The 22,498-nt window shown below is 69.2% G+C and carries 17 protein-coding genes; 6 read left to right on the top strand and 11 right to left on the bottom strand.

The features are described 5' to 3' along the window. Together E1165_RS20490 and E1165_RS20485 are read left to right on the top strand one after the other, a co-directional pair. On the top strand, positions 1 to 998 hold a 998-nt coding region (locus E1165_RS20490; RefSeq protein WP_132393409.1), incomplete at its 5' end, for an arabinofuranosidase catalytic domain-containing protein. Positions 999 to 1,044: 46 nt separating this feature from the next. Beyond that, on the top strand, positions 1,045 to 2,409 hold the full coding sequence (locus E1165_RS20485; protein WP_132393408.1) for a ricin-type beta-trefoil lectin domain protein: 1,365 nt from the start codon (positions 1,045 to 1,047) through the stop codon (positions 2,407 to 2,409). Positions 2,410 to 2,578: 169 nt separating this feature from the next. Here E1165_RS20485 and E1165_RS20480 read toward each other — a convergent pair whose 3' ends face one another. The 3 genes from E1165_RS20480 to E1165_RS30805 form a co-directional block, all read right to left on the bottom strand. After that, on the bottom strand, positions 2,579 to 3,196 hold the full coding sequence (locus E1165_RS20480) for an expansin EXLX1 family cellulose-binding protein (RefSeq protein WP_243704888.1): 618 nt from the start codon (positions 3,194 to 3,196) through the stop codon (positions 2,579 to 2,581). 392 nt (positions 3,197 to 3,588) lie between these two features. Continuing rightward, on the bottom strand, positions 3,589 to 4,362 hold the full coding sequence (locus E1165_RS20475) for an alkane 1-monooxygenase (RefSeq protein WP_371687369.1): 774 nt from the start codon (positions 4,360 to 4,362) through the stop codon (positions 3,589 to 3,591). Further along, positions 4,283 to 4,663, bottom strand: a complete 381-nt coding sequence (locus tag E1165_RS30805) for a hypothetical protein (RefSeq protein WP_371687368.1) — start codon at positions 4,661 to 4,663, stop codon at positions 4,283 to 4,285. The genes E1165_RS20475 and E1165_RS30805 overlap by 80 nt, the downstream gene beginning before the upstream one ends. Positions 4,664 to 4,680: 17 nt before the next feature. Here E1165_RS30805 and E1165_RS20470 point away from each other — a divergent pair, with 17 nt between their 5' ends. Further along, positions 4,681 to 4,962: a hypothetical protein gene (locus E1165_RS20470; RefSeq protein WP_165945273.1), complete on the top strand. Its 282-nt coding sequence runs from the start codon at positions 4,681 to 4,683 to the stop codon at positions 4,960 to 4,962. A 152-nt stretch (positions 4,963 to 5,114) separates the two neighbouring features. Here E1165_RS20470 and E1165_RS20465 read toward each other — a convergent pair whose 3' ends face one another. From E1165_RS20465 to E1165_RS20430, 8 genes are all read right to left on the bottom strand, one after another. Next, positions 5,115 to 6,581 (bottom strand): ricin-type beta-trefoil lectin domain protein, encoded by a 1,467-nt coding sequence (locus tag E1165_RS20465; RefSeq protein WP_132393406.1) that lies wholly within the window; start codon positions 6,579 to 6,581, stop codon positions 5,115 to 5,117. Positions 6,582 to 6,602: 21 nt separating this feature from the next. Next, positions 6,603 to 9,482, bottom strand: a complete 2,880-nt coding sequence (locus E1165_RS20460) for an RICIN domain-containing protein (RefSeq protein WP_132393405.1) — start codon at positions 9,480 to 9,482, stop codon at positions 6,603 to 6,605. After that, positions 9,482 to 11,191 (bottom strand): ThuA domain-containing protein, encoded by a 1,710-nt coding sequence (locus tag E1165_RS20455; RefSeq protein ID WP_132393404.1) that lies wholly within the window; start codon positions 11,189 to 11,191, stop codon positions 9,482 to 9,484. Before E1165_RS20455 ends, E1165_RS20460 begins: the two co-directional genes overlap by 1 nt. A 30-nt stretch (positions 11,192 to 11,221) precedes the next feature. After that, positions 11,222 to 14,068: a lectin gene (locus E1165_RS20450; protein WP_132393403.1), complete on the bottom strand. Its 2,847-nt coding sequence runs from the start codon at positions 14,066 to 14,068 to the stop codon at positions 11,222 to 11,224. Between the two features lie 369 nt (positions 14,069 to 14,437). After that, positions 14,438 to 15,364 (bottom strand): ABC transporter permease, encoded by a 927-nt coding sequence (locus E1165_RS20445; RefSeq protein WP_243704887.1) that lies wholly within the window; start codon positions 15,362 to 15,364, stop codon positions 14,438 to 14,440. 112 nt (positions 15,365 to 15,476) lie between these two features. Continuing rightward, on the bottom strand, positions 15,477 to 17,045 hold the full coding sequence (locus tag E1165_RS20440; RefSeq protein WP_132393401.1) for a sugar ABC transporter ATP-binding protein: 1,569 nt from the start codon (positions 17,043 to 17,045) through the stop codon (positions 15,477 to 15,479). A 23-nt stretch (positions 17,046 to 17,068) separates the two neighbouring features. Then, positions 17,069 to 18,124, bottom strand: a complete 1,056-nt coding sequence (locus E1165_RS20435) for a sugar ABC transporter substrate-binding protein (RefSeq protein WP_132393400.1) — start codon at positions 18,122 to 18,124, stop codon at positions 17,069 to 17,071. Between the two features lie 8 nt (positions 18,125 to 18,132). Next, positions 18,133 to 19,470, bottom strand: coding sequence for an enolase C-terminal domain-like protein (locus tag E1165_RS20430; protein WP_132393399.1), 1,338 nt, complete (start codon positions 19,468 to 19,470; stop codon positions 18,133 to 18,135). A gap of 327 nt (positions 19,471 to 19,797) precedes the next feature. On the opposite strand from E1165_RS20430, the gene E1165_RS20425 reads away from it, so the two are divergent. The 3 genes from E1165_RS20425 to kduD all read left to right on the top strand — a co-directional run bounded on the left by E1165_RS20425 (position 19,798) and on the right by kduD (position 22,456). Next, on the top strand, positions 19,798 to 20,502 hold the full coding sequence (locus E1165_RS20425) for a FadR/GntR family transcriptional regulator (RefSeq protein WP_132393398.1): 705 nt from the start codon (positions 19,798 to 19,800) through the stop codon (positions 20,500 to 20,502). Between the two features lie 167 nt (positions 20,503 to 20,669). Further along, a complete protein-coding gene (locus tag E1165_RS20420) occupies positions 20,670 to 21,698 on the top strand; it encodes a zinc-binding dehydrogenase (RefSeq protein ID WP_132393397.1) in 1,029 nt (342 codons plus the stop codon). Next, a complete protein-coding gene (gene kduD / locus E1165_RS20415; RefSeq protein WP_132393396.1) occupies positions 21,695 to 22,456 on the top strand; it encodes a 2-dehydro-3-deoxy-D-gluconate 5-dehydrogenase KduD in 762 nt (253 codons plus the stop codon). The genes E1165_RS20420 and kduD overlap by 4 nt, the downstream gene beginning before the upstream one ends. Positions 22,457 to 22,498: the final 42 nt, after the last annotated feature.

Below are 22,498 nucleotides of genomic sequence, written 5' to 3'. Positions count from 1 at the left end.
CCACCACCACGCCGCCCCCCACACCGCCGGCCGGTGGCGGCCCCTGCGACATCTACGCCTCGGGTGGCACTCCCTGCGTCGCCGCGCACAGCACCGTACGGGCGCTCTACGGCGCATACAACGGCAACCTCTACCAGGTCCGCCGTTCGTCCGACAACACGACCCGGAACATCGCCGTCCTGGCCGCGGGGGGCGCTGCCAACGCGGCGGCCCAGGACTCGTTCTGCGCCGGCACCACCTGCGTCATCACCGTGGTCTTCGACCAGTCCGGCAGAGGCAACGACCTGTGGTACCAGGGGTCGAGCGTCGTCCCCGGCTCCACGCAGAGCCGTCCGGCCATCGCCACCTCCGAATCGCTGACCATCGGGGGCAACAAGGCCTACTCCCTCTACATCAACCCCGGTAACAGCTACTGGCGGGACGGCCACCTGACCGGCGTGCCGACCGGCAGCGCGCCGGAAGGCATGTACATGGTGACCAGCGGCACCCACGTCAACAACGGCTGCTGCTTCGACTACGGCAACAGTGAGACGACCCGATCGGCCGACGCCGCCGGAGCGATGGACGCCATCAACTTCAGCACCCAGTGCTGGTTCGGCGGATGCTCCGGTACCGGGCCCTGGGTCCAGGCCGACCTGGAATGGGGCCTCTACCCCGGCGGCAGCCAGACCTGGAACCCCAACCAGCGCTCCTTCACCAGCAAGTTCGTCACGGCGACCCTGAAGAACAACGGGACGTCCCGCTTCGCCATCAAGGGCAGCAACGCCCAGTCCGGCAACCTCTACACGCTCTGGGACGGAGCTCTTCCTCCCGGATACAGCCCGATGAAGAAGCAGGGCGCGATCATCCTCGGCAGCGGCGGGGACTGCTGCAAGCCCGGCGGCGGCGCCAACCTCAGCGCCGGCACCTTCTACGAAGGGGCGATGGTCGCCGGCTACCCGTCCGACGCGACCGAGAACGCGGTACAGGCCAACATCGTCGCGGCCGGCTACCGCTGAGCCCACGCCCAACCGAAACCACCACCCAAGAGAACGGAGCACACCCATGCCACAGGGCACCAATCGCCACCGATGGCGTCTGCTGGTCGCCATCGCCACCACAGCCTTACTGGCCAGCGCCGGTGCCGCCGGCATCCGCCTGGCGTCCGCCGCCGCGGACGTCGTCCCCCTCGCGGCGACGGCCGGCTGCGGCAAGGCGCCGGGTATGAACAGCGGTACGCACACGATCCAGAGCGGCGGCCAGAACCGCAGCTTCATCCTGCGGGTTCCCGCCAACTACAACAACAACAACCCGTACCGGTTGATCTTCGCCTTTCACTGGCGCGGTGGCACCATGAACGACGTCTCCTCGGGCGGGAGCAGCGGGAGCACCTGGTCCTACTACGGAATGCAGGAGCAGTCGAACAACACCGCGATCCTCGTCGCGCCGCAGGGTAACGGCAACGGCTGGGCCAACCCCGGTGGTCAAGACGTCACCTTCGTCGACGACATGATCCGGCGAATCGATGCCGCCCTCTGTGTCGACACGACGCAGCGCTTCGCACTCGGTTTCAGCTACGGCGGCGGCATGAGCTACGCACTCGCGTGCGCCCGGGCCAACGTCTTCCGAGCGGTCGCGGTCTACTCCGGCGCACAGCTGAGCGGATGCAGCGGCGGCACCCAGCCGATCGCGTACTTCGGCCTCCACGGGATCTCGGACAACGTCCTCAACATCTCCCAGGGCCGTTCGCTGCGTGACACATTCGTGCGTAACAATGGCTGCGCCGCCCAGAACCCGCGCGAACCGTCGCGGGGCAGCGGGCAACACTTCACCACCCTCTACTCGTGCCGGGCGGGGTACCCGGTGCAGTGGGCCGCATACGACAGCGGCCACGGGCCAGCTCCGGTGGACGGCTGCTCTGGCTGTGAGGACGGCGCCCGGACCTGGACCAAGGCAGAGGTGTGGCGGTTCTTCGCGCAGTTCCAGGGCGGCACCCCGACGCCGGGCCCGACCACCCCGACGCCGGACCCGACCACTCCGACGCCGGACCCGAACGGTAACCGGCTGCGCGGTGAGGCCTCCGGCCGCTGCCTGGACATCAGCGGAGCCTCCTCCACCAACGGAGCGCAGGCCCAGATCTGGGACTGCCACACCGGCGGGAACCAACAGTTCACCGCCAACGGCGCGACCCTGCAAACCATGGGCAAGTGCCTCGACGTCGCATCCAACGCCACCGCCGGCACCCGGGTCCAGATCTGGGACTGCCACGGCGGCGCCAACCAGCAGTGGACCCACAACAGCAACGGCACGATCAGCAACGCCCAGACCGGCCTCTGCCTCGACGTCAACAGCGGCGGCACCGCCAACGGCACCGCGGTCATCGTCTGGAACTGCCACGGCGGCACCAACCAACGCTGGGCACGAGCGTAACGGTGGACGGATGAGGGCGGTTTCGCGGTGCGGGGCCGCCCTCACACCAGATCCGAGGAACCCGACGACCGGCCCACGGCATCGCCGCGGGCCGGTCCGGCTTTCGGTCACCGCCGCCGGCTGACCCAAGGACAGGCCCCCACCTGCGGATCCGTGGTCCGCTGGCGGTTCAGCGCTTGGCGAACTGGACCCGGGTCGGCTGCACGACGTCCGGCCGCAGCGCTACCCCGTTGATGACCAGTCGCTCGCCGTAGATGTCGGTGATCCTGATCGCGCCGCCGCACCCGCTGCCACGGGCGGAGATGAAGTAGTTGTAGTCGGTGCGGGGCAGGCGCTGCCAGCCGGCGCTGGTGCGGACCTCCAGCAGCGCCACCGGGTTCCGGTGGTCGATCGCCTGGATGGCGCACCACCATTTGCTGGAGCCGGTCTTGTACCGGATCGAGATCGTGGTGGACGTGCCGGGGCTCACCAGTTTCCACGTGATCGGGATCCGGCCGCGCGAGGGGTCGGCGAGCTTGGCGAAGGCCGCTGCGCTGAGGTCGAGTTGGCCGGGTGCGCAGGGCAGTGGGCACTCGTTGGTGATCAGGACCGTGACAGAGGCGCCGTTGGCCGCACGGACGAGGACGTGCGCCCCGCACGCCCTGGCTGACTCGTAGTCGGTGTGGTTCATCGCCGCGATCATGAGGTCGCGGCTTGCGCCGTACAGGCAGGCCCCATCGCCGTTTCCGGCGTCGTAGACGGTGGCGTCACCCCGGTAGGTGACCTTCGGGCGAATCCGTCCCGCCAACGGTGCCGCAGCGGACGTCTTCCGCGGGGTACTCGCGGACGACGGCTGCGGCGTTGCGGTGGTGGTGGCCGACGGTCGGGCCGTCGGGCTGCCCGCGCCGGCCGCTGCCGTCGGAGACCCTGTGCTGGACGGGACAGCCACCTGGGGGGTGGTGGGCGTGGCGGTCACAGGCCCGGCCGGAGAGGGGCCACCGCAACCGGCAAGGACCGCCAGCATGGCCGTGGACACGGCGCTCGCGAGCGCTGGGCGCAGCCGGCGACGCGGGTGCAGAGGGGTCATGGTGGTGCTCTCCTTCAACCGTTTCAGTCGACCCGAACACACTTCAGTGGTCTGGCGGACCGGAAAGGTTGCTCGAGGCGCCCGAGAAGTTCGGCAGTCGCCTCCGCGTCGGGTCACCGCCGCCGATTGGCCAGCGACAGGTCGCCGCCGTAGTGGGCCGCCACCTTCGGATCCATGATCCGCCGCCACAGCGGCGGCACCAGCGCGGCGACGATCATGGTGGCGTATCCGGCCGGCAGTTGTGGGGCCGCGTCGCAGCTACGCAGCGTCTGGTAGCGCCGCACCGGGTTGGCGTGGTGATCGCTGTGTCGCTGTAGCTGGAACAGGAAGACATTGGTGACAACACGGTCGCTGTTCCAGCTGTGCCATGGGTCGACCTTCTCGTACCGCCCGCCCGCGGTCCGCTGCCGGCACAGACCGTAGTGCTCGAGATAGTTGACGACTTCCAACAAGGAGAAGCCGACGATCGCCTGCAGCACGAGGAACGGCACGACCCGCACCCCGAAACCGAGGATCAGACCGGCGGCGAGCACCACCGTCATCGCCCAGGCATTGAGCACGTCGTTGCGCCACGTCCATGGGCTGCGCGAGCGGATCCGGAATCGGCCGCTCTCCAGCCGCCACGCGGAGCGGAGGCCGCCCAGCACGGTTCGCGGCCAGAACATCCAGAAGCTCTCACCGAACCGGGCGCTGGCCGGATCCTCGGGGGTCGCGACGCGCACGTGGTGGCCGCGATTGTGCTCGACGTAGAAGTGCCCGTATCCGGTCGGCGCCAAGGCTATCTTGGATAGCCAGCGTTCGACCTTCTCACGCTTGTGCCCCAGCTCGTGGGCGGTGTTGATGGCGATGCCGTTGACGATGCCGAGGGTGGACACCAGACCTGCCATCCCGCCGATCCCCAGTCCACGGTGGACCCACACCGCGCAGCAGATGTAGCCGGCGAGCGATCTCCTCGGGTGGATTGTCGCGGTCGTCGCCGATCAGCAGGTCGACGACGGGGATCACCCCGAACACGAGGACTCCGGGGATCCACCAACTCCAGGCGGCACCGCCGGTCAACCGCCAGACCGCGAAGCCGAGAAACGGGAGTGCCGGCACGAGCAGCGCCAGCGGCCAGACGTACTTCTTGGGATCGCGCCAGGTGACGGCGGCTTCGTCGCCGACGTGCGCTCGCGGCTGTTCGCCCACGGCGACGACGTGCGGCGATCCTGACCAGCGCGCGGGACGCCGACCCGCTGCTGCCGTTCCTGACCACGCGGGCGGAGGTGGTGCTCGGCGCCGCCACGGCGGTCGTCGAGGACTGGGCGCGTGCGCACGCGCCGGAGATCAGCGACGACGATCTGCGGTTCGGCGCCGAGTCGGTCGTCCGTCTCGTGGTCAGCCACATCGTGCTGCCCACCGCCGCGGTCGAGCACACCGCGGAACGCCTCGCCGACGTCGCCGCCCTGCTGGTGAACACCTACTCGACCAGGCCCGGGCGGCGGTGACCCACCGCGTGAACGCAGGCCGCCGGAAGGCGACGCGGGCCACGTGGCGGTGCAGGTGGTGGCGAGCGCGGGTTGCCGCCGGTCCAGGAGCCGGCGGCGGGTGCGCCGTTGTGTTCGACGTTGCGGGCGGACCCGGCTGTCCGGCCGCGGCCCTACAGGTCACTCCGCGCGGGTACCGCGTTCTGCGCCTGCCATTTCTGGTTGTCGCCGCCCCAGCAGGTCCAGAGCTGGACTTTGAGGGTGGTGGTGTTGACGTCCAGGCAGAGGCCGGACTGGACGCCGCGGATGGTGCCGTCGCCGCCGATCGTCCACCGTTGGTTGGCGCCGCCGTGGCACGCGTACGTGCCGACCACCGTGCCATTGCCGGTCCCCGCGCCGTACGCGTCCAGGCACTTCTGGCCGCCGAGGGCGGTGAGCTGCCCGCCAGCCGTCGCGGTCCATCGCTGGGCGGCCGTGTCGTTGCAGGCGTTCACCTGGACCTGGGTGTTGCTCGTGGTGGCACCGGGGATGTCCAGGCACCGTCCGGTGCCGACGTTGCGTAGCAGGCTTGTCGGTGCCGGGGCGCCGTCGCCGTCACCCAGGCCCCAGCCGTACCTGAGACGGTCGGCGCCGCTGGCGTTCGGGGTGCTGAGGGTGAGGTTGGTGCCGGTGCCGTGCAGCTTCTGCATGGCATACCAGTCGTCGCTCTGGCCCGCGGTGATCTTGCCGCCGAGGCCGGGCCAGTAGATCGAGCCGATCCGCAGTTCCCGGAGCACGGTGGTGGTCGCGCGGAAGTAGCGCACGAAGTTGTCGGCGCTGGTGGCGTCGTGGTAGTTGAGGCCGGTGTCCATCGGTGCGCCGAACTCGTCCATGACGGTACGCCCGGCGCAGGAGCCGATGGCGTCCCGCAGGAACGCCACCCACTGGTCGTAGTTCTTCGCGCCGCTGAAGAACGTGTAGTGGTGTAGCGACAGGAACGTCCCGTCGAGGCGGCGGTCGGCGCACATCGACTTGATGTCGGTGTTCAGGCCGGCGCCGCTGACGAAGACGCGGTCTCGCGGGATCGAGGGGCGGGCGCTGATCCAGTTGCTGACCACGTTCGCCCAGTCGCTGGCGCTGTGGCCGCCCGGCTCGTTCATCGGCTCGAAGTAGACCAGGTCGTTGCTGCCGTACCTGGCGATCACGGTGTTCCACATGTTGTTGAAGGCGGTCGGGTTGACGATCCGACCGCCACTGGCGGCGACGCCGTCGTCCCAGTAGGACAGGACGACCTTGAAACCCTTGGCCGTGGCGGCGTCGATCGTGCCCGTGTACGCGTTCCACCAGGTCGTACCGACGGTGTAGGTGTTGATCGGAAGCCGGACGGTGTTGACGTCGAGGTTGTTCTGGAAGCCTTGGTAGATCGCGTTGGCCTTGGCCAGGACCGTCGAGTAGCTGTCGGTACTGCTCAGCCCGTGCAGGACCAGCGGTCCGCCGTGGAAGTTGTCACCCAGTCGACCCCAGTTGACACCGCGGAACTGGGTCGTGTCGGCGGCGGCCGGCGAGGCGCCGGCGAGCACGATGCCCGGCACCGCGCCGACAACGGTCAGGGCACCGGCCAACACCCGAGCCAGGAAGGGTCGAGCACGAAAACGGAGCATGGTCGTCTCCTCCACTGCCGGCTACCCGGCGACGAGTTGCCACTGCTGGTTGGTTCCACCGTTGGCGGCCCACTGGATGACCTGGGCACCGTCGCTCAACGAGCCGCCCGACACGTCAGCGACGAGCCCGGTGCGGACGTTCACCAGGCGGTAGTAGCCGTCGCCGGTGTCGACCAGTCGCCACCACTGGTGGGTGCTGCTCGTGTCGGACCACTGGTCGAGCTGGATGCCCTGCGTGGTCGAGCCGTCGGGGACGTTGAGCACCTTGCCGCTGCTGCGGCTGACCAGTCTGAATGACTGGTCGGCATTGGGTTCCAACCGCCATTGCTGGTTGGCGCCGCCGGTCCAGGCCCACTGGACGACCTTGGCGCCGTTGGCGGTGGAGGCGCCGGAGACGTCGAGCACCTTCCCGCTGCGCCGGTTCACCAGCCGGTAGTAGCCGGCAGGCAGAGCCACGACGATCTGCGCCGATTCGCCGGCGGACAGTGAGATCACCCGGGCATGCGACCCGAGCGGAGAGGAGGCGACCGGCACGGAGGTGGCGACGGAGGCCATTCCGCGGCGACTGATGAGGGTGATCCTCTGGGTGACCGCCGAGGTCAGCGTCACCGTCACGGTACGGGCGGCCAGGTCCCAGGTGAGGCTGTCGACGCGGACCCGGTTGCGGCCGCGTACGCCGGTGATGCTGCCCTTCGTGAGCTGGTCGGGCAGGGCGGGCAGCAGTTCGACGATGCCGGGCCTGGTGTAGACGATTGCCTCGCTGAGCACGCCGGGTAGGGCATGGGCCGCGTCGGCGTTGTAGATGTCGAGGTTCGGGTTGTGTGCGGTCATCAGCGACCGGAAGATCATGTTGTTGCCGATGATCTTCCGGAGATTGCCGTAGAGGAGGGTGCCGTCCTTCAGCCGGGCGGCCGCCAGAGCCCGGTGCAGGCTGCCGTGCGCGGAGATGTTCTCGTCGCCGCGCAGGGCCAGCGCCCTGAGCGAGGCGGTGACGAGTGCGGGCTCGTCCTCGGGGTTTATCTCGTGCAGCGGCCAGGCCCCGTACAGGTGGTGGACGTGCCGGTGGTTGTAGCGGTCGGTCAGCCCGGGCCATGACCATTCGGCGAGAGCGCCGTCGCCGTTGATGGCGTACGGCGGCAGCTTGCCCAGCAGGGCGGTCCAGCGTTCGACGCCCTGGCCGCTGCCCTGTTCGACGCCGAGGGCGTTGGCGGCGTCGATGGCGGCGCGCAGGGCGTGCTTGCCGGCCTGGATGTCGCCGGTGGCGTTGACCGCCAGGAGGACACCGGTGCTGGCCGGCGAGTTCTCCATCGAGAAGGACGGTGCGAACACCACGTCGCCGTTCGCGTCGGTGCGGGTCAGGAAGTCCTCGTAGAACAGGGCCAGCTCCATCAGGGCCGGGCCCAGCTTGTCCCGGAGGAATGCCTGGTCGCCGGTGACCTGGTAGTACTCCAGCAGCGGGTAGAGCAGCCAGTCGGCGCCGCCGGTCCAGCAGTGGCCCGGGAAGCCCGCGTCGAAGTGCAGCATGTGGCCGTACTCACCGTCGGTGCGGGACGGGGCGAGGAACCCGCGGGCGCCGTAGAGGTTCCGGGCGTTGGTCCGCCAGTGGGCGAGCTGGTCGAGGACCAGATCGAAGTAGCCTTGCATGGCGTCGGTGAGGTCGAGGATGTTGCCGCCGGCGACCTGCAGGTTGACGTTCGCGTCGGTGGTGAAGTCGTCGGCCCAGGCGGCGTTCCACGACCCGGCCCAGATGCCGGTCAGCCGCGGTGGCAGGACCCCACTGGAACTGATGAACAGATAGCGGCCGGAGTCGTACAGCCGCTCCAGCAGGGCGATGTCGATGACGCCACGGTTGGCGTTCTGCCGGGTGATCAGTTCGCTGGTCGACAGCCGCCGATCGGTGGCCGAGACGTTCAGGTCGAGGCGGGAACGGTCGTACATCGCGGTGTGCAGGGCGACGTGCCGGCCACGGAGCGCGGAGTAGTCGGCAGTCAGCGCGGACAGCGCGGCGTGCAGTGGTCTGGCGTCCCAGGCGGTGGACGACTCGTACCGGTCGAGTTTGGTCAGCAGCACGAGCCGGGTGGCGCCGGTGACGACGATCGTCGTTCCGTTCGCGCTCACCGTGCCGCCGGTGGCGACGACCCGGGTGACCCCCTCGTAGCCGAACGCTCCCTGCCCGGACGGGTACGTGCCCCGCAGGTTCAGATAGCCGGAGCCGTTGCTGACCGTGGTGAGGGTCGTGAAGCGGACCGAGTTGGCGACACCGGCGAGCGCCGTGTTGACGCTCAACGTGGTGTCGATCGTCCGGCCGGGCGCGGGGGCGAGTTCGTGGACGACCACCCTGTCGGCCCGGGAGACGAAGGCCCGCCGGGTCCAGACGCCGGAGCCGTCGGTCCAGGTGGAGGTGACCTCGCCGGTGCGGAAGTCGGTGATCCGGGCGTAGTCGTTGGCCGTGGTCATGCCCGGCGTGCTGATCCGCAGCTCGTAACCCGGGTGGAAGGCCTGGGTCCAGCGCAGGCTCCAGCCGGAGCTGAAGTCGGTGTTCGCACCGCGGTAGTCACCGGCCAGCGCCTTGTTCCGAACGCCGGCGAGCCGACCGGAGAGGACCGGTGGGGTCAGGTTCCGGGTGCCGTTCGGCAGGACGAAGCGGTGGTGGTTGAGGATCACCTTCTCCAGCGTCGGAGCGCCGTACAGGATGGCGCCGTACTCGCCGTTGCCGGTCAGGAAACCGTCGGTCCAGTCGGTGGCGACGGCGGTGTCGTAGATCCCCCGTTCGGGGAGCGTGACCTGCGGCGGGACGGCAGCGAGGGCCGGTCGGGCGACCATCACCGAGGGCATGGCGGCGGCACCGGCGGACAGTGCCGCCGCCTTGACGAAGTGTCGGCGATCCATGGGCAGAGCCATCAGGGCAGGGTCCATTTCTGGTTGGCGCCGCCGTGGCAGCTCCACAGGTGCACCACCGCACCGTCCGACGAGCTGCTGCCCGACACGTCCAGGCACTTACCCGACTGCGGATTGCGCACCGAGCCGTCCGGTTGCGCCTGCCAGTTCTGGTTCGCGCCACCGTGGCAGCTCCACAACTGGACCTTCGCGCCGTTGGCCGTGCTGGAGCCGCTGATGTCCAGGCACTTGCCCAACGCCTTGATCGTCGAGCCCGGCGTCACCGTCCACTGCTGCGAAGCCGCACCGGTACACGACCAGATCTGCACCTGCGTCCCGTCGGCCGAGCTACCGTTGCGCAGGTCCAGGCACTTACCGCCGATCCCCACGATCGGCCCCGTGCCGGGCGTCGGGGTCGGCCCGCCCAGCTCCCTGAGCCGGATGTTACGGAACGACACGTCGTCGCCCGTACCGTGGTTCTGGATCCCGATGTGGCCCGCGAGCGATCGGGCGGGGTCGGTGTTGGTGAACTCGTTGATCTTCACGCCGTTCAGGAAGACCTGGAGCCGCTCCCCCTCGACCAGCAGCTCGAAGGTGTTCCACTCCCCCGGCGGGTTGAGCGCCGCGTCCCGCGCGGCGGTATCCGGGGCCTTGACGGCGTAGATCGACCCGGTGGTGCGGTCGGGCGCGTCGGTGGCGTCGATCTGCACCTCGTAGCCGTTGGTCATCGCCGAGTTGGGATCGTTCGACGGTGGGAAGCCGATGAAGACGCCGGAGTTGTCGTCGCCGGGCATCCTCCAGTCCAGCTTCAGGGAGTAGTTGGTGAACTGCCGCGCGCCGTACCAGAGCAGGCCCAGGCCGCCGTACGAACTGAGGGTCGCGTCGGAGTTGGTGAACCCGCCCGGGCCGGCCTGCGACCAGCCGGTGGTCGAGCCGTTGTAGAGGGGTGTGTAGCCGCTCTCCGGCCGGCAGTCGGCCTTGGTCCGACCCGCCGCGTACCGGATGCCGCCGAGCAGGTGCGCCCGGAACGCCGGCTCGGCGTACGACGCCTGGGTGTGCCCGCCGCCGGTGTAGAAGGATCGCCCACCGGAGTAGGTCTTGCACCAGGAGTGCGGATGGTCGGCGCCCATCGAGCCGCCCGAGTACGACGACTCGTCGAGCGTGGCCAGCACGCGCGCGCTGGCGCGCGGGTTGGTCCGGAAGTTGTACCACTCGTCGGTGCGGGTCCAGGTCTGCGGCGCGTGCGCGGTCGCCGCGTGCGCCCGGTCCTCGACCTTGATGTTGGCCTGCTGGATGGCCGGGTGCGAGGCGAAGTAGGCACCGACCAGGTTGCCGTAGAACGGCCAGTTGTACTCGGTGTCCGCGGCCGAGTGGACGCCGACGAAGCCGCCACCCGAACCGATGTACGACTGGAACGCCGACTGCTGGGTGTCGTTGAGCACGTCCCCGGTGGTGTTGAGGAAGACAACCGCCTCGTAGCGGCTCAGGTTGCCGGTGGTGAAGTGGTTGGCCTCCTCGGTGGCGGTGACGGTGAAGTTGTTCGCCGCGCCGAGGTCGCGGATGGTCTGGATACCGACGGGAATCGCGTCGTGCCGGAAACCGGCGGTCTTGGAGAACACCAGGACGTCGTACGGCGCGTCCGCGGCCGCCGCGGGACCGGCGGGTACGGTGCAGGCCATGGCGGCCAGTAGCGCCACCGCGCCGCCGAGCAGGGTTCGGGGATGTCTGCGCATGTCAGTTGCTCTCTTTCTGATGACGGGACATCAGGGCAGGGTCCACTTCTGGTTGGCACCGCCGTGGCAGCTCCACAGGTGCACCACCGCACCGTCCGACGAACTGCTGCCCGACACGTCCAGGCACTTACCCGACTGCGGATTGCGCACCGAACCGTCCGGCTGCGCCTGCCAGTTCTGGTTCGCGCCACCGTGGCAGCTCCACAACTGCACCTTCGCGCCATCCGCCGTGCTGGAGCCGGCGATGTCCAGGCACTTGCCCAACGCCCTGATCGTCGAACCCGCCGTCACCGTCCACTGCTGCGACGCCGCACCCGTACACGACCAGATCTGCACCTGCGTCCCGTCAGCCGCACTACCGTTACGCACGTCCAGACACTTACCCGCGATCCCCACGATCGGCCCCGTACCCGGCGTCGGCGTCGGGCCACCGGTGTTGAAGGTGAACGCGTCGACGTCGAAGAGGTACCCGGAGCCGCCGGCGAAAGTCAGGTAGAGCGTGGTGGTGCCGGCGGGTGCGCCGGACATCGAACCGGTGACGGTGGTGAAGGTCTCCCACGAGCCGGTGGCCGGGACGGTGGCCGAGCCGAGAACGGTGCCGGTGGGCGAGCCGGCCCGGACCTGCAACGTGCCCCCCGCCGCGCCGGAGGACACCCGCGCGCTGAACGAGGCGGCGTTGTTCAGCTTGTACGGCTCGAAGGCGATCCAGTCGCCGTTCTCGACGTTGCCGACGGTCTTGCCGCCCTGGGCGGTTGACTTGTCGAAGGTCGCGATCCCGGACGCGCTCTTGTAGTGCTCGGCCTGCCGGTGCTTCGGCTGGAGGATGTGCTGCGTGTGCGTGGTGAGCCCGGCGTTGTCGGTGTACTCGGCGTCGAAGACGGCGAAGATGTTCGCCGCGTCGTCGTGCTCACCGTCGACCGGGATGGTGAGCGTGCCGGAGCAGCCGGCCTTCGAGGTGATCTGGTGGCCGTGGCTGTCGTGACCGAGGATGTAGGTCATCTTCACCTTGGCGCAGTCGATCGCGCCGTCCTCCGGGTCGTTCACGGTGATGCTGAACGGCACGGTGTCGCCGAACGCGAAGAGCTCCCCGGCGGCGGGAGTGTTGATGGTCACCGACGGCGCGGTGTTGCCGACCGTGATCCGCACGTTGGCGGTGCCGGTGGCGCCCTCCGGGTCGCGTACGGTCAAGGTGGCCGTGTAGTTGCCGTTGGCGTTGTACGTCTTCGTCGGGTTGGCGGCGGTGGAGGAGGTGCCATCGCCGAAGTTCCAGGCGTACGTCAACGCCCCGCCCTCGGGGTCGGACGAGCCGGCCGAGGAGAAGTTCACCGTGAGCGGCGCCTGGCCGGTCGTCCTGTCCGCGTTGGCGACCGCGGTGGGCGCCCGGTTGCCCGCGCCGACGTAGTCGATCCGGTAGAGCGCGGAGTTCGCGTCCCCGTTGTGGAACCCGGTGCCGTAGTCGAGCACGTAGTACGCGCCGTCGGGGCCGAAGGCCGAGTCGATGATCTGCGTGCCGCGCCAGGGGAAGCTGTCGATCGCGCCTGGGGAGCCGTCCGCGTTGACGTGGATCGGCTTTATCCAACGCCGGCCGAACTCGGTGGCGAAGAACTGCCCGTCGAACGCCTGCGGAAACTTCGTCGGCGAGTTCAGGTTGGGGTCGTAGCGGTACACCGGGCCGGCCATCGGCGACTCGGCGCCGCTGCCGAACTCCGGCGGACTGCCGGCGTCGCCGGCGTACCGGATCCAGGCGGGCTTGGCAGCGGGCAGCGTGCTCAGGCCGGTGTTACGGAAGGAGTTGTTCGTCGGCCCGCCCGAGCAGTTGTACTTCGGGCCCGCGGTGTTGTTGGCGAAGTTCCATTCGGAATACGTCTCGGAACTCGTGTTCGCGCCGGTGCAGTACGGCCAGCCGTAGAAGCCGGGGCCCGTGACGCGGTTGAACTCGACCTGGCCCTGCGGTCCGCGTGCCGAGGTCGATCCGGCGTCCGGCCCGTAGTCGGCGGCGTACACCACGCCGGTGGCCTTGTCGACGCTCATCCGGAACGGGTTGCGGAAACCCATCGCGTAGATCTCCGGCCGGGTCCGGGTCGTACCGGGCGCGAACATGTTGCCGGCCGGTATCGAGTACGACCCGTCCGCGTTCACCTTGATCCGCAAGATCTTGCCGCGCAGGTCATTGGTGTTGGCGGCGGAACGCTGCGCGTCGAACGCCGGGTTGCGGTTGGTCCGCTCGTCCAGTGGCGAGTACCCGGCCGAGTCGAACGGGTTCGAGTCGTCCCCGGTGGACAGGTAGAGGTTTCCTGCCGCGTCGAAGTCGATGTCGCCACCGGCGTGGCAGCACATCCCTCGGTCGGCGGCCACATCCAGGATGTCCACCTTGCTGCCCGCGTTGAGGCTGAAGTCGGCGTTCAGGGTGAAGCGGGAGAGCCGGTTGACGCCCTGCCAGGCCGACCAGTTGCTGCCGGTGGCCGGCGCGTCGCCGCCCGGCGTGGACAGCGGCGGGGCGTAGTAGAGGTAGATGTGCCGGTTGGTGGCGAACCCCGGGTCGACGCCGATGCCCTGGAGGCCGTCCTCGTCGTGGGTGTAGACCGGGATCGTCCCGATCACCGACGTGTTTCCGCTGGCGTCCGTACGGCGCACGGTCCCGTTGCGGGCGGTGTGCAGCACCGAACGGTCGGGAAGGATGGCCAGCGACATCGGCTCGCCCACCTCGGGCACGCCCCGGGCGAGCTGGACCTGCTGGAAATCGGTGGCAACGATGGGATGCGCCGAGGCTCGGGGCGCGGTCGCGAGTGTGGTGACGAGGGTGGCCGTGGCCAGCAGGAGGGCCGAACCCGCGGCCTGCCAGCGCACGACGAGAGTTCTCTGGATCCGGGTGGACATGAGGGTGCAATCCCCTTCCTGAACAGGTGACTGCCAGGCTGGGGCGCGCGCCGACGCGCCGAGGCCGTAGCCGGAGGTTGTTGTCGGCCTACCGGGTGCCATGCCGACGGGCCGCTACCGCCGAGCGGGGGCAACAGCTCGGAGACAGTGAGGGTCGATGGCTGCCGCGCCGTCGGAACACATCGACGACCATAACGGTCTTTGGACGAGGGTAGAGGACTTCCGGCTGACCTGTCCATACTCCTGTCCGCCCCGACGGACCCGAAGCAGCCCAGGATGCCCAGTGGCCGCGATGGAAGCACCAGGCTGCCAGAAAACGCTAGTCACGGCGTGCCCGGCGACCCGCCGCCGGCAGCGGCCGCGGGTCGGCTATTCCTGCGCCTTGCCCCCGGTGATGCGGGACACGACCAGGGCGATGAGGATGATGGCGCCGTTGAGCGCGCCGATCCACTGAGCCGGTACGCCGGCCAGCGTCAGCACATTCTGGATCATGAAGAGGAGCAGGATGCCGGTGAAGGCGCCGAACATGGTGCCCTTGCCGCCGTTGAGGCTGACGCCACCGATGACCGCGGCGGCGAACACGGTGAAGATGGCGCCGTTTCCCTGCGAGGCCGCCACGGAGGCGAGACGGCCGGACAGCATCAACCCGCCGAGGGCGGCGAGGCTACTCGCGCTGACCAGGGCGACCCACAGTACGCGGTCGGTGCGGATACCGGCGGCTCTGGCCGCGTCGACATTGCCGCCGATGGCGTAGAGCGAGCGCCCGAAACTGGTGTAGCCGAGCAGGACGATGCCGGCGGCGAACAGTGCCACGCAAATCCAGATCGACGCGGGGATGCCCCACCACACCGCCGTGCCGAGATACATCATCGACTCGGGCAGGTTGAAGAACGTCTGGCCGCCGGAGATGCCGGTGAGCAGCCCGCGCAGGACGATGAGCATGCCCAGCGTCACGATGAAACCGTGCAGGCCGAACCGGACGATCAGCACGGCGTTGGCGACGCCGATCAGTGCGCCGACCGCCAGGGTGATCGGGATGGCCCAGCCGCCGGGTACCAGTCCGAGTCCGTGTCCGGCGCCGACGGCGACGGTCACCCAGGCGGCGACGCCCGGGGCCAGGCCGAAGGTGGACTCCAGCGACAGATCCATCTTGCCGGCGACCAGGACGATGGTCTGGGCCAGCACGAGGAGGGCGATCTCCGACATCGTCTGAACGATGTTGATCAGATTGTCGGGCTGCAGAAAGACCGGATTGATGAGCTGGCCGACGATAGCGATGATGACGATGGCCGGCACCAGTGCGAGATCCCGCAACCGCGCGAGGGCGACCTTGCCGGCGATCCGGCGCTGGCCGGGTACGCCCTCCGTGGCCACACCCGTCGTCGGTGCTTTCGGCGCAGTTGTGGTCTCAGGCATCGATGGTCAGTCCTTCCATTGCGGCCACGACGTCCCGGTCCCGCCAGCCGCTGGGCATGTCGGCGACGACGCGACCCTGGAACATCACCAGGACCCGGTCGCACAGTCGCAGGTCGTCGAGCTCGTCAGAGGCGATGACGACACCGGTGCCGGTTTCGGCGACCTGCTCCACCTTGCCGAGCAGGAACTCCTTGGACCGCACGTCCACGCCCGCGGTGGGGGTGACAAGGACCAGCAGGCGCGGGTCGTTCGCCAGCGCGCGGGCCATGACGACCTTCTGCTGGTTGCCGCCGGACAGCCCGGACACGGGCAGCTGCGGTCCGGGCGTCTTGATCGCCAGGTCGTCGATCGCTGCGGCCGCGACCGCGTCGCGGCGCCGGGTGTTGAGAAAGCCGGCCGAGCCGAGCCGGGCGGAAATCGTCAACGTGGCGTTGTCGGCGATCGACATGCCGGCGACGAGTCCTTGGTGGTGGCGGTCCTGCGGGACGAATCCGACGCCGGCGGCCAGGGCCGCACTGACGTCACCGGCGCGTGGCCGGCGGCCGGCGACATCGATGGTGCCGGCATCGGCGGTGCGCAGCCCCACGATGGTCTCGGCGACCTCGGTCTTGCCGCTGCCGCCTGAGCCGGCGAGGCCCACGATCTCACCGGCGCGCACCTGGAACGACACGTCGTCGAAGGCGCCCGCCGTCGACAGGGCAGCCACGTCGAGGACCACCTGCGCCGACGCGGCTGGTGCGGTACGGGCACGTGGCGCTTGCAGACTGTTGGCCTCTCCGGTCATCGCGGCGATCAGGTCGTGGCGAGGCAGTTCGCCGACCGGTGCGGTGACGATGTGGCGGGCGTCGCGAAAGACGGTCACCATGTCGCAGATCTCGTAGATCTCCTGCAGGTGGTGACTGATGAACAGGAAGGTGACCCGCTGCTCCTGCAAGTCACGGATACCGGTGAACAGCCGGGCGATCGCGGCGGCGTCCAGCTGGGCGGTCGGCTCGTCCAGGATGATGAACCGGGCTCCGAACGACAGGGCCCGGGCGATCTCGACGAACTGGCGCTGCTCGACGCTCAGGTCGCCCGCTCTGGTCTGTACGTCGACATCCACCGACCAGGCGGCCAGCAGCTCCTGCGCCCGCCGTCGTAGCGAACGCCAGCTGATCAGCCCGCCGCGTCCCCGGTCGTACCGGTTGAGCAGCAGGTTCTCCGCCACGGTCAACTCGGGGATGATGGTCGACTTCTGGTAGACGCATGCGACGTGCCGCCGCCACGCGTCGCGATCCGACAGCCGCGGCGCCGGTACGCCGGAGAACCGGATCGAGCCGGAGTCCGGAGCCTGTAGCCCGGTCAGAATCGACACCAGGGTGGACTTGCCCGCGCCGTTGCGGCCGACCAGCGCGTGCGTCTCACCCGGGCGTACGGTGATCCCGGCGTCGTGCAGCGCCACGGTGGAGCCGTACCGCTTGGTGATGTTCGCCGCCTCGGCGACGGGGAGGTCCCGCCGGGTCTGCCCGTCGCCGGTGGGGGTGGATACCGAACGCGCCGGACGCTCCCCGCTGCCACTCATGTGCGTACCGTCCTTAGGGCTGATCAGCCGATGTTGTTGCCCCACAGGGACTTGTCGTCGGGCTTGAGGCTCGGCACGCCGCCGTAGACGCCGCCGTCGAGCGTGACCAGCGGGGCGGACAGCTGGTCTTCGAGCACTCCGGGGCGTACCTGGATGATCGTGCTGTCGTGGTCGGTCGGCCCGGGCTGGAAGGTCTTACCGTCGATGGCCGCCCTGAGGTAGTACAGCGCGTACCTGGCGTAGAGGTCGGCCGGCTGCGACACGGTGGCGTCGATGTTGCCGGCCGCGATGTCCTGCAGTTCCTTCGGAATACCGTCGTTGGAGACCACGAACACGTGCCTGGGATCGTCCGGCTTGGTCAGCAGGCCACGCTGCTTGAGCAGTTGCAGCGTACCGGCCAGCGCGAAGCTCGACTGCATGTAGACGCCCTTGATGTCGGGGTGCTCGGTGAGCCGGATCTGCAGCTTCTGCGAGGCGATCGCCCCGTCCCAGTTCGTCGCCTCCCCGAACACGGTGATCCCCGGGAAGTTCTTCTTCATACACTCGTTGAACGCCTCGGTGCGGTCACGGCCGTTGATCGACGCCAGGTCGCCCTGCAACATGACGACCTTGCCGGCGCCCTTGAGCTTGGCGCCCAGGAACTGGCACGCCTTCTCGCCGTAGGCGCGGTTGTCGGCGCGAACCACCATGAACACGTCACCCTGGTCCGGGCGGGTGTCGATGGTCACCACCGGGATCTTCTTCGTGGCCAGGGTCTGCAGCGCCGGGGCGATGGCGGCGGTGTCCTGCGGCGCCATCGCGATGCCCTTGACATCCTGGCTGATGAGGGTCTGCACGTTAGAGGTCAGCCTCGCGACGTCGTTCTGCGAGTTGGTGGTCTTCAGGTCCAGACCGAGTTCCGTGGCGTACTGCGGCGTGTACTTGATGTACGAGTTCCAGAAGTCGGTGTCCGACCGGGGGTAGTCGACACCCACCACGGGTGCGCCACCGCCGGTGGTGGTGTCGGTGTCGGCGCACGCGCTCACCAGGAGCGTGGACACGGCGACCACCGCGACCACCGAGAGTCTCCTACGGTTCATCACAGCTCCTATCGGGGCACAGGCTCGAATCGCGGGCTGGGCGGTTGTTCGGCAGACACCCACTGCGGGCCGTCCGGATAGCGGTACGCGGCGATCGACGCCGGGCGCATCCGGGCACCCAGACCCGGGGCGGTCGGCGCCACGTAGTGACCGTCGCGGACAACGACCGGGTCGACGAAGTGTTGGTGTAGGTGGTCGACGTACTCGATCACCCGACCTTCGGTGCTACCGGAGACCGCGACGTAGTCGAACATCGCCAGGTGCTGCACCATCTCGCACAGACCCACGCCCCCGGCGTGCGGACAGACCGGCACGCCGTACTTGGCGGCCAGCAGCAGGATCGCGACGTTCTCGGTCACCCCCGCGACCCGGCTGGCGTCCATCTGCAGGATGTCGACGGCGCCGGCCTGCAGCAGTTGTTTGAACATCACCTGGTTGTGGCAGTGTTCGCCGGTCGCGACCCTGATCGGCGCCACCGCCCTCCGGATCGCGGCGTGGCCGAGCACATCGTCCGGCGACGTCGGTTCTTCGATCCAGTACGGGCGGTACGGTGCCAACGGCTCCAACGAGGCGATCGCCTGCTCGACTCCCCAGGCCTGGTTGGCGTCGATGGCGATGCGGATGTCCGGGCCGACCGCCTCGCGCGCCAACCGCAGCCGTCGTACGTCGGCGTCCGGGTCGGCGCCGACCTTCAGCTTGATCAGATCGAATCCGTCCGCCACCGCCTGCCTCGCCAGGCGTACCAGCTTCTCGTCGGTATAGCCAAGCCACCCCGGAGTGGTGGTGTAGGCCGGGTACCCCCGGGCGAGCAGGTGCTGCTCGCGCTGGGCGCGCCCGGGCTCAGCACGCCGCAGGATCTCCAGCGCTTCCTCAGGGGTCAGGGCATCCCGCAGGTAGCGGAAGTCGACGAGGTCGACCAGCTGCTCCGGCGTCATCGCCGCCAGCAGCCGCCAGACTGGCTTGCCTTCCCTGCGGGCGTACAGGTCCCAGGTCGCGTTGACGATAGCGCCCGCGGCCATGTGGATCGCCCCCTTGTGCGGGCCGAGCCACCGTAGCTGACTGTCGCCGGTCAGCCGGTCGGAGAACCCGCCGAGATCGGCCAGGATGTCCGCCAGCGGTAGACCGATCACGAGTGGCGCGAGTGCTTGCACCGCGGCGACCTGGACGTCGTTGCCGCGCCCCACGGTGAAAGCCAGGCCGTAGCCTTCCTGGCCACCGCTGGTACGGATCGTGACGTAGGCCGCCGAGTAGTCGGGCTCCGGGTTCATCGCGTCCGACCCGTCGAGCTCACGGGAGGTCGGGAAGCGGACGTCCACCGCCTCGATCGCGTTGATCACCTCAGCCATGACTGCGTACCTCTTCCCCACGCCCGGCCCTGCCGACCACCGGGTGGGCGCTGTCCCACGCCGCTCCTACGCACTGCGCCATCATCCCGACAGCACTCCCTTGCCATGGGATGTCTTTATAGCCGCAGCGATGCGTCTCGTCTAGACACCGCTTCACATCCTCGCCTTCACCAGGAAAACCTTAGGCGACTCTGGACAGAGCAAGTCACCTTCTAGCTACTAACCGTTTCGGGACATGGGATTACTCTGCTAGGCTTTCCGGCCACCAGGAACCTCCGTTCACCTCCCTGACCTCGTGGCCGGGGCCGACCGCCAAGGGCGCCGTAGATGTCGCTGACCGACAAGGCCATGACGCGCATCCGGGAGCTCATCCAGTCGGGTGAGCTGCCGCCGGGATCGAGGCTGCCCCCGGAGCAGCAACTCGCCGCCGACCTCGGTGTGGGGCGCAACATCATGCGCGAAGCCGTCCGGGCGCTGGTCGCCGCGCGCGTGCTGGAGGTACGACGCGGCAACGGCACCTTCGTCACCAGCCTGCAGCCGAAGCTGCTGCTGGAAGGCATCGGCGAGGCCGTGGAGCTGCTACAGGGCGACACCATGCTGGAACTCACCGAGGTGCGCCGGCTGTTCGAACCCGTCGCCACCGCGCTGGCCGCCACTCGCGTCTCCCCGAGGCAGCTCGCCGAGATCAGAGGTCACCTCGACGCCATGCGCGCGGCGGCGGACGACGTGGAACTGCTCAACCAGCACGACGCCGCGTTCCACCGCGCGGTCATCGCCGCCACCGGCAACGAGACGCTCTCGACGGTGCTCGAGGGCATATCCAGTCGGACGCTGCGCGCTCGGGTGTGGCGGGGCCTGGTCGACGCCGACGCCGCCGGACAGACGCTTCGCGAACACGAGGCGATCTACGCCGCGTTGGTCGCCGGCGACGCCATCGTGGCCCAGGCCGCGGCGCTGATGCACATCACCACGACCGAGACCTGGCTCCGAGCGCACCTACGTGACGGCGCGCCGGCACCACGGCCGATCTGACGACCGAACGGTCCGAGCCATCCGGCTCATGGGCCGTCCGGGAGTGGGCGCCGTGACCGCCGGGCGGATCGGACCGGAAGCAGCCGGCACATCCGGACGGGCGCATTGTCGCGCCCGGTGCACACCACAGCGGCCGCCCAGAACACCAATCCGAATAGAGGTCTCTCATGCGTTCAGCGGTGTACGCCGGCAACGCGACGATCGTGGTCGAGGACCGGCCCCCCGTCACCCCCGGGCCCGGGCAGGTGCAGATCGAGGTGGCGTACACCGGCATCTGCGGCACCGACCTGCACATCCTGCACGGTGCCATGGACCACCGCGTCCGAACACCACAGACGATCGGCCACGAGATGTCCGGCCGGGTCGCCGCCCTCGGCCCCGGCGTCGACGATCTGACCGTCGGCCAGCCGGTCACGGTCATGCCGCTTCAGTGGTGCGGCACCTGCCCCGCCTGCCACGCCGGACACCACCACATCTGCCACCGGCTCAACTTCATCGGCATCGACTCGGCCGGTGCGATGCAGCAACGCTGGACCGTACCGGCCGGCGTCGTCGTGCCCCTGCCGGCGGAGCTGCCGCTCACCCACGGCGCGCTGGTCGAGCCCACGGCGGTCGCGGTACACGACGTACGCCGCGCCGAACTGCGGTCCGGCGAGAAGGCTGTCGTGATCGGCGGTGGACCGGTCGGCGTGCTGATCGCCCTGGTCGCCCGGTCGGTCGGGGCGCAGGTGACCATCCTCGAACTCGACCCACACCGGCGCGCCGTCGCCCAAGCTTCAGGGCTGCGCACGCTCGACCCGGCACACGACGACATCGCCGCCGAGGTCGACGCGTGGACCGAAGGCGCCGGCGCCGCGGTCGCCTTCGAGGTCTCCGGCTCCGCCCCCGGCGTCGACACGGCCGTCCGGCTACTCGCCGTACGCGGTCGGCTGGTCGTCGTCGGCATCCACAACCAGCCACGGCAGGTCGACCTGTTCCGGTTCTTCTGGCGGGAACTCACCATGGTCGGCGCCCGGGTCTACGACCGGGGTGACTACGACACCGCCATCGCCCTGCTCAGCCAGGGCAAGGTGCCGGCCGAGGCGCTCATCTCCCGCGTCGAACCGCTCGACAACGCCGCCGCCGCGTTCACCGCCCTACGCGCCGGCGGCGACGTCATGAAAGTCCTCGTCGACTGCCAGGAGGCCACCGCGTGAACCCCTTCGATCTCACCGGACGACTCGCCGTCGTCACCGGTGCCCGGCGCGGCATCGGGCTCGCCATGGCCGACGCCCTCGCCGCCGCGGGAGCCGACATCATCGCCGTCAGCGCCCACCTCGAACCCACCGGCAGTGAGATCGAGAAGCGAGTGCGCGGCCACGGCCGCGGCTTCACCGGGTACCAGGTCGACTTCGCCGACCGCGACGCCGTGACCGCGCTCGCCGATCGACTCGAACGCGACGGCCGTCCCGTCGACATCCTGGTCAACAACGCTGGCACCATCAAACGCAGACCCGCGGCCCAACACTCCGACCAGGACTGGGACGAGGTGATCGCGGTGAACTTGTCCGCCCAGTTCGTCCTCAGCCGCGAGATCGGCCGCCGCATGGTCGAACGCGGCCACGGCAAGATCGTCTTCACCGCGTCGCTGCTCAGCTTCCAGGGCGGCATCAACGTTCCCGGCTACACCGCCGCCAAGTCCGGCCTCGTCGGGCTCACCCGGGCCCTGGCCAACGAATGGGCCAGCCGTGGTGTCAATGTCAACGCCATCGCCCCCGGTTACATCGCCACCGACAACACCCAGGCGCTACGCGAGGACGCGACTCGCAACGCCGCGATCCTCGACCGCATCCCCGCCGGCCGCTGGGGCCGCCCCGACGACCTCGCCGGAGCCGTCGTCTTCCTCGCCTCGCCGGCATCCGACTACGTCAACGGGGCCGTGGTCCCCGTCGATGGTGGCTGGCTCGGGCGGTAGGGCTGTCCCATCAGCGGGCGGTCCTGTCTCTTATACACAACT

Origin of the sequence: Micromonospora sp. KC723 (assembly GCF_004348595.1) — a bacterium.
Classification (GTDB): domain Bacteria; phylum Actinomycetota; class Actinomycetes; order Mycobacteriales; family Micromonosporaceae; genus Micromonospora.
The sequence above is the reverse complement of the archived record's forward strand: the minus strand, read 5'-3'. Positions and strand labels throughout refer to the sequence as shown.

Excerpts from the sequence above, each read along its gene's own strand:
- E1165_RS20485 (WP_132393408.1), top strand. The coding sequence starts at position 1,045 with ATGCCACAGGGCACCAATCGCCACCGATGGCGTCTGCTGGTCGCCATC.
- E1165_RS20475 (WP_371687369.1), bottom strand. The coding sequence starts at position 4,362 with ATGGCAGGTCTGGTGTCCACCCTCGGCATCGTCAACGGCATCGCCATC.
- E1165_RS20465 (WP_132393406.1), bottom strand. The coding sequence starts at position 6,581 with ATGCTCCGTTTTCGTGCTCGACCCTTCCTGGCTCGGGTGTTGGCCGGT.
- E1165_RS20460 (WP_132393405.1), bottom strand. The coding sequence starts at position 9,482 with ATGGCTCTGCCCATGGATCGCCGACACTTCGTCAAGGCGGCGGCACTG.
- E1165_RS20455 (WP_132393404.1), bottom strand. The coding sequence starts at position 11,191 with ATGCGCAGACATCCCCGAACCCTGCTCGGCGGCGCGGTGGCGCTACTG.
- E1165_RS20450 (WP_132393403.1), bottom strand. The coding sequence starts at position 14,068 with ATGTCCACCCGGATCCAGAGAACTCTCGTCGTGCGCTGGCAGGCCGCG.
- E1165_RS20440 (WP_132393401.1), bottom strand. The coding sequence starts at position 17,045 with ATGAGTGGCAGCGGGGAGCGTCCGGCGCGTTCGGTATCCACCCCCACC.
- E1165_RS20435 (WP_132393400.1), bottom strand. The coding sequence starts at position 18,124 with ATGAACCGTAGGAGACTCTCGGTGGTCGCGGTGGTCGCCGTGTCCACG.
- E1165_RS20430 (WP_132393399.1), bottom strand. The coding sequence starts at position 19,470 with ATGGCTGAGGTGATCAACGCGATCGAGGCGGTGGACGTCCGCTTCCCG.
- E1165_RS20425 (WP_132393398.1), top strand. The coding sequence starts at position 19,798 with ATGTCGCTGACCGACAAGGCCATGACGCGCATCCGGGAGCTCATCCAG.
- E1165_RS20420 (WP_132393397.1), top strand. The coding sequence starts at position 20,670 with ATGCGTTCAGCGGTGTACGCCGGCAACGCGACGATCGTGGTCGAGGAC.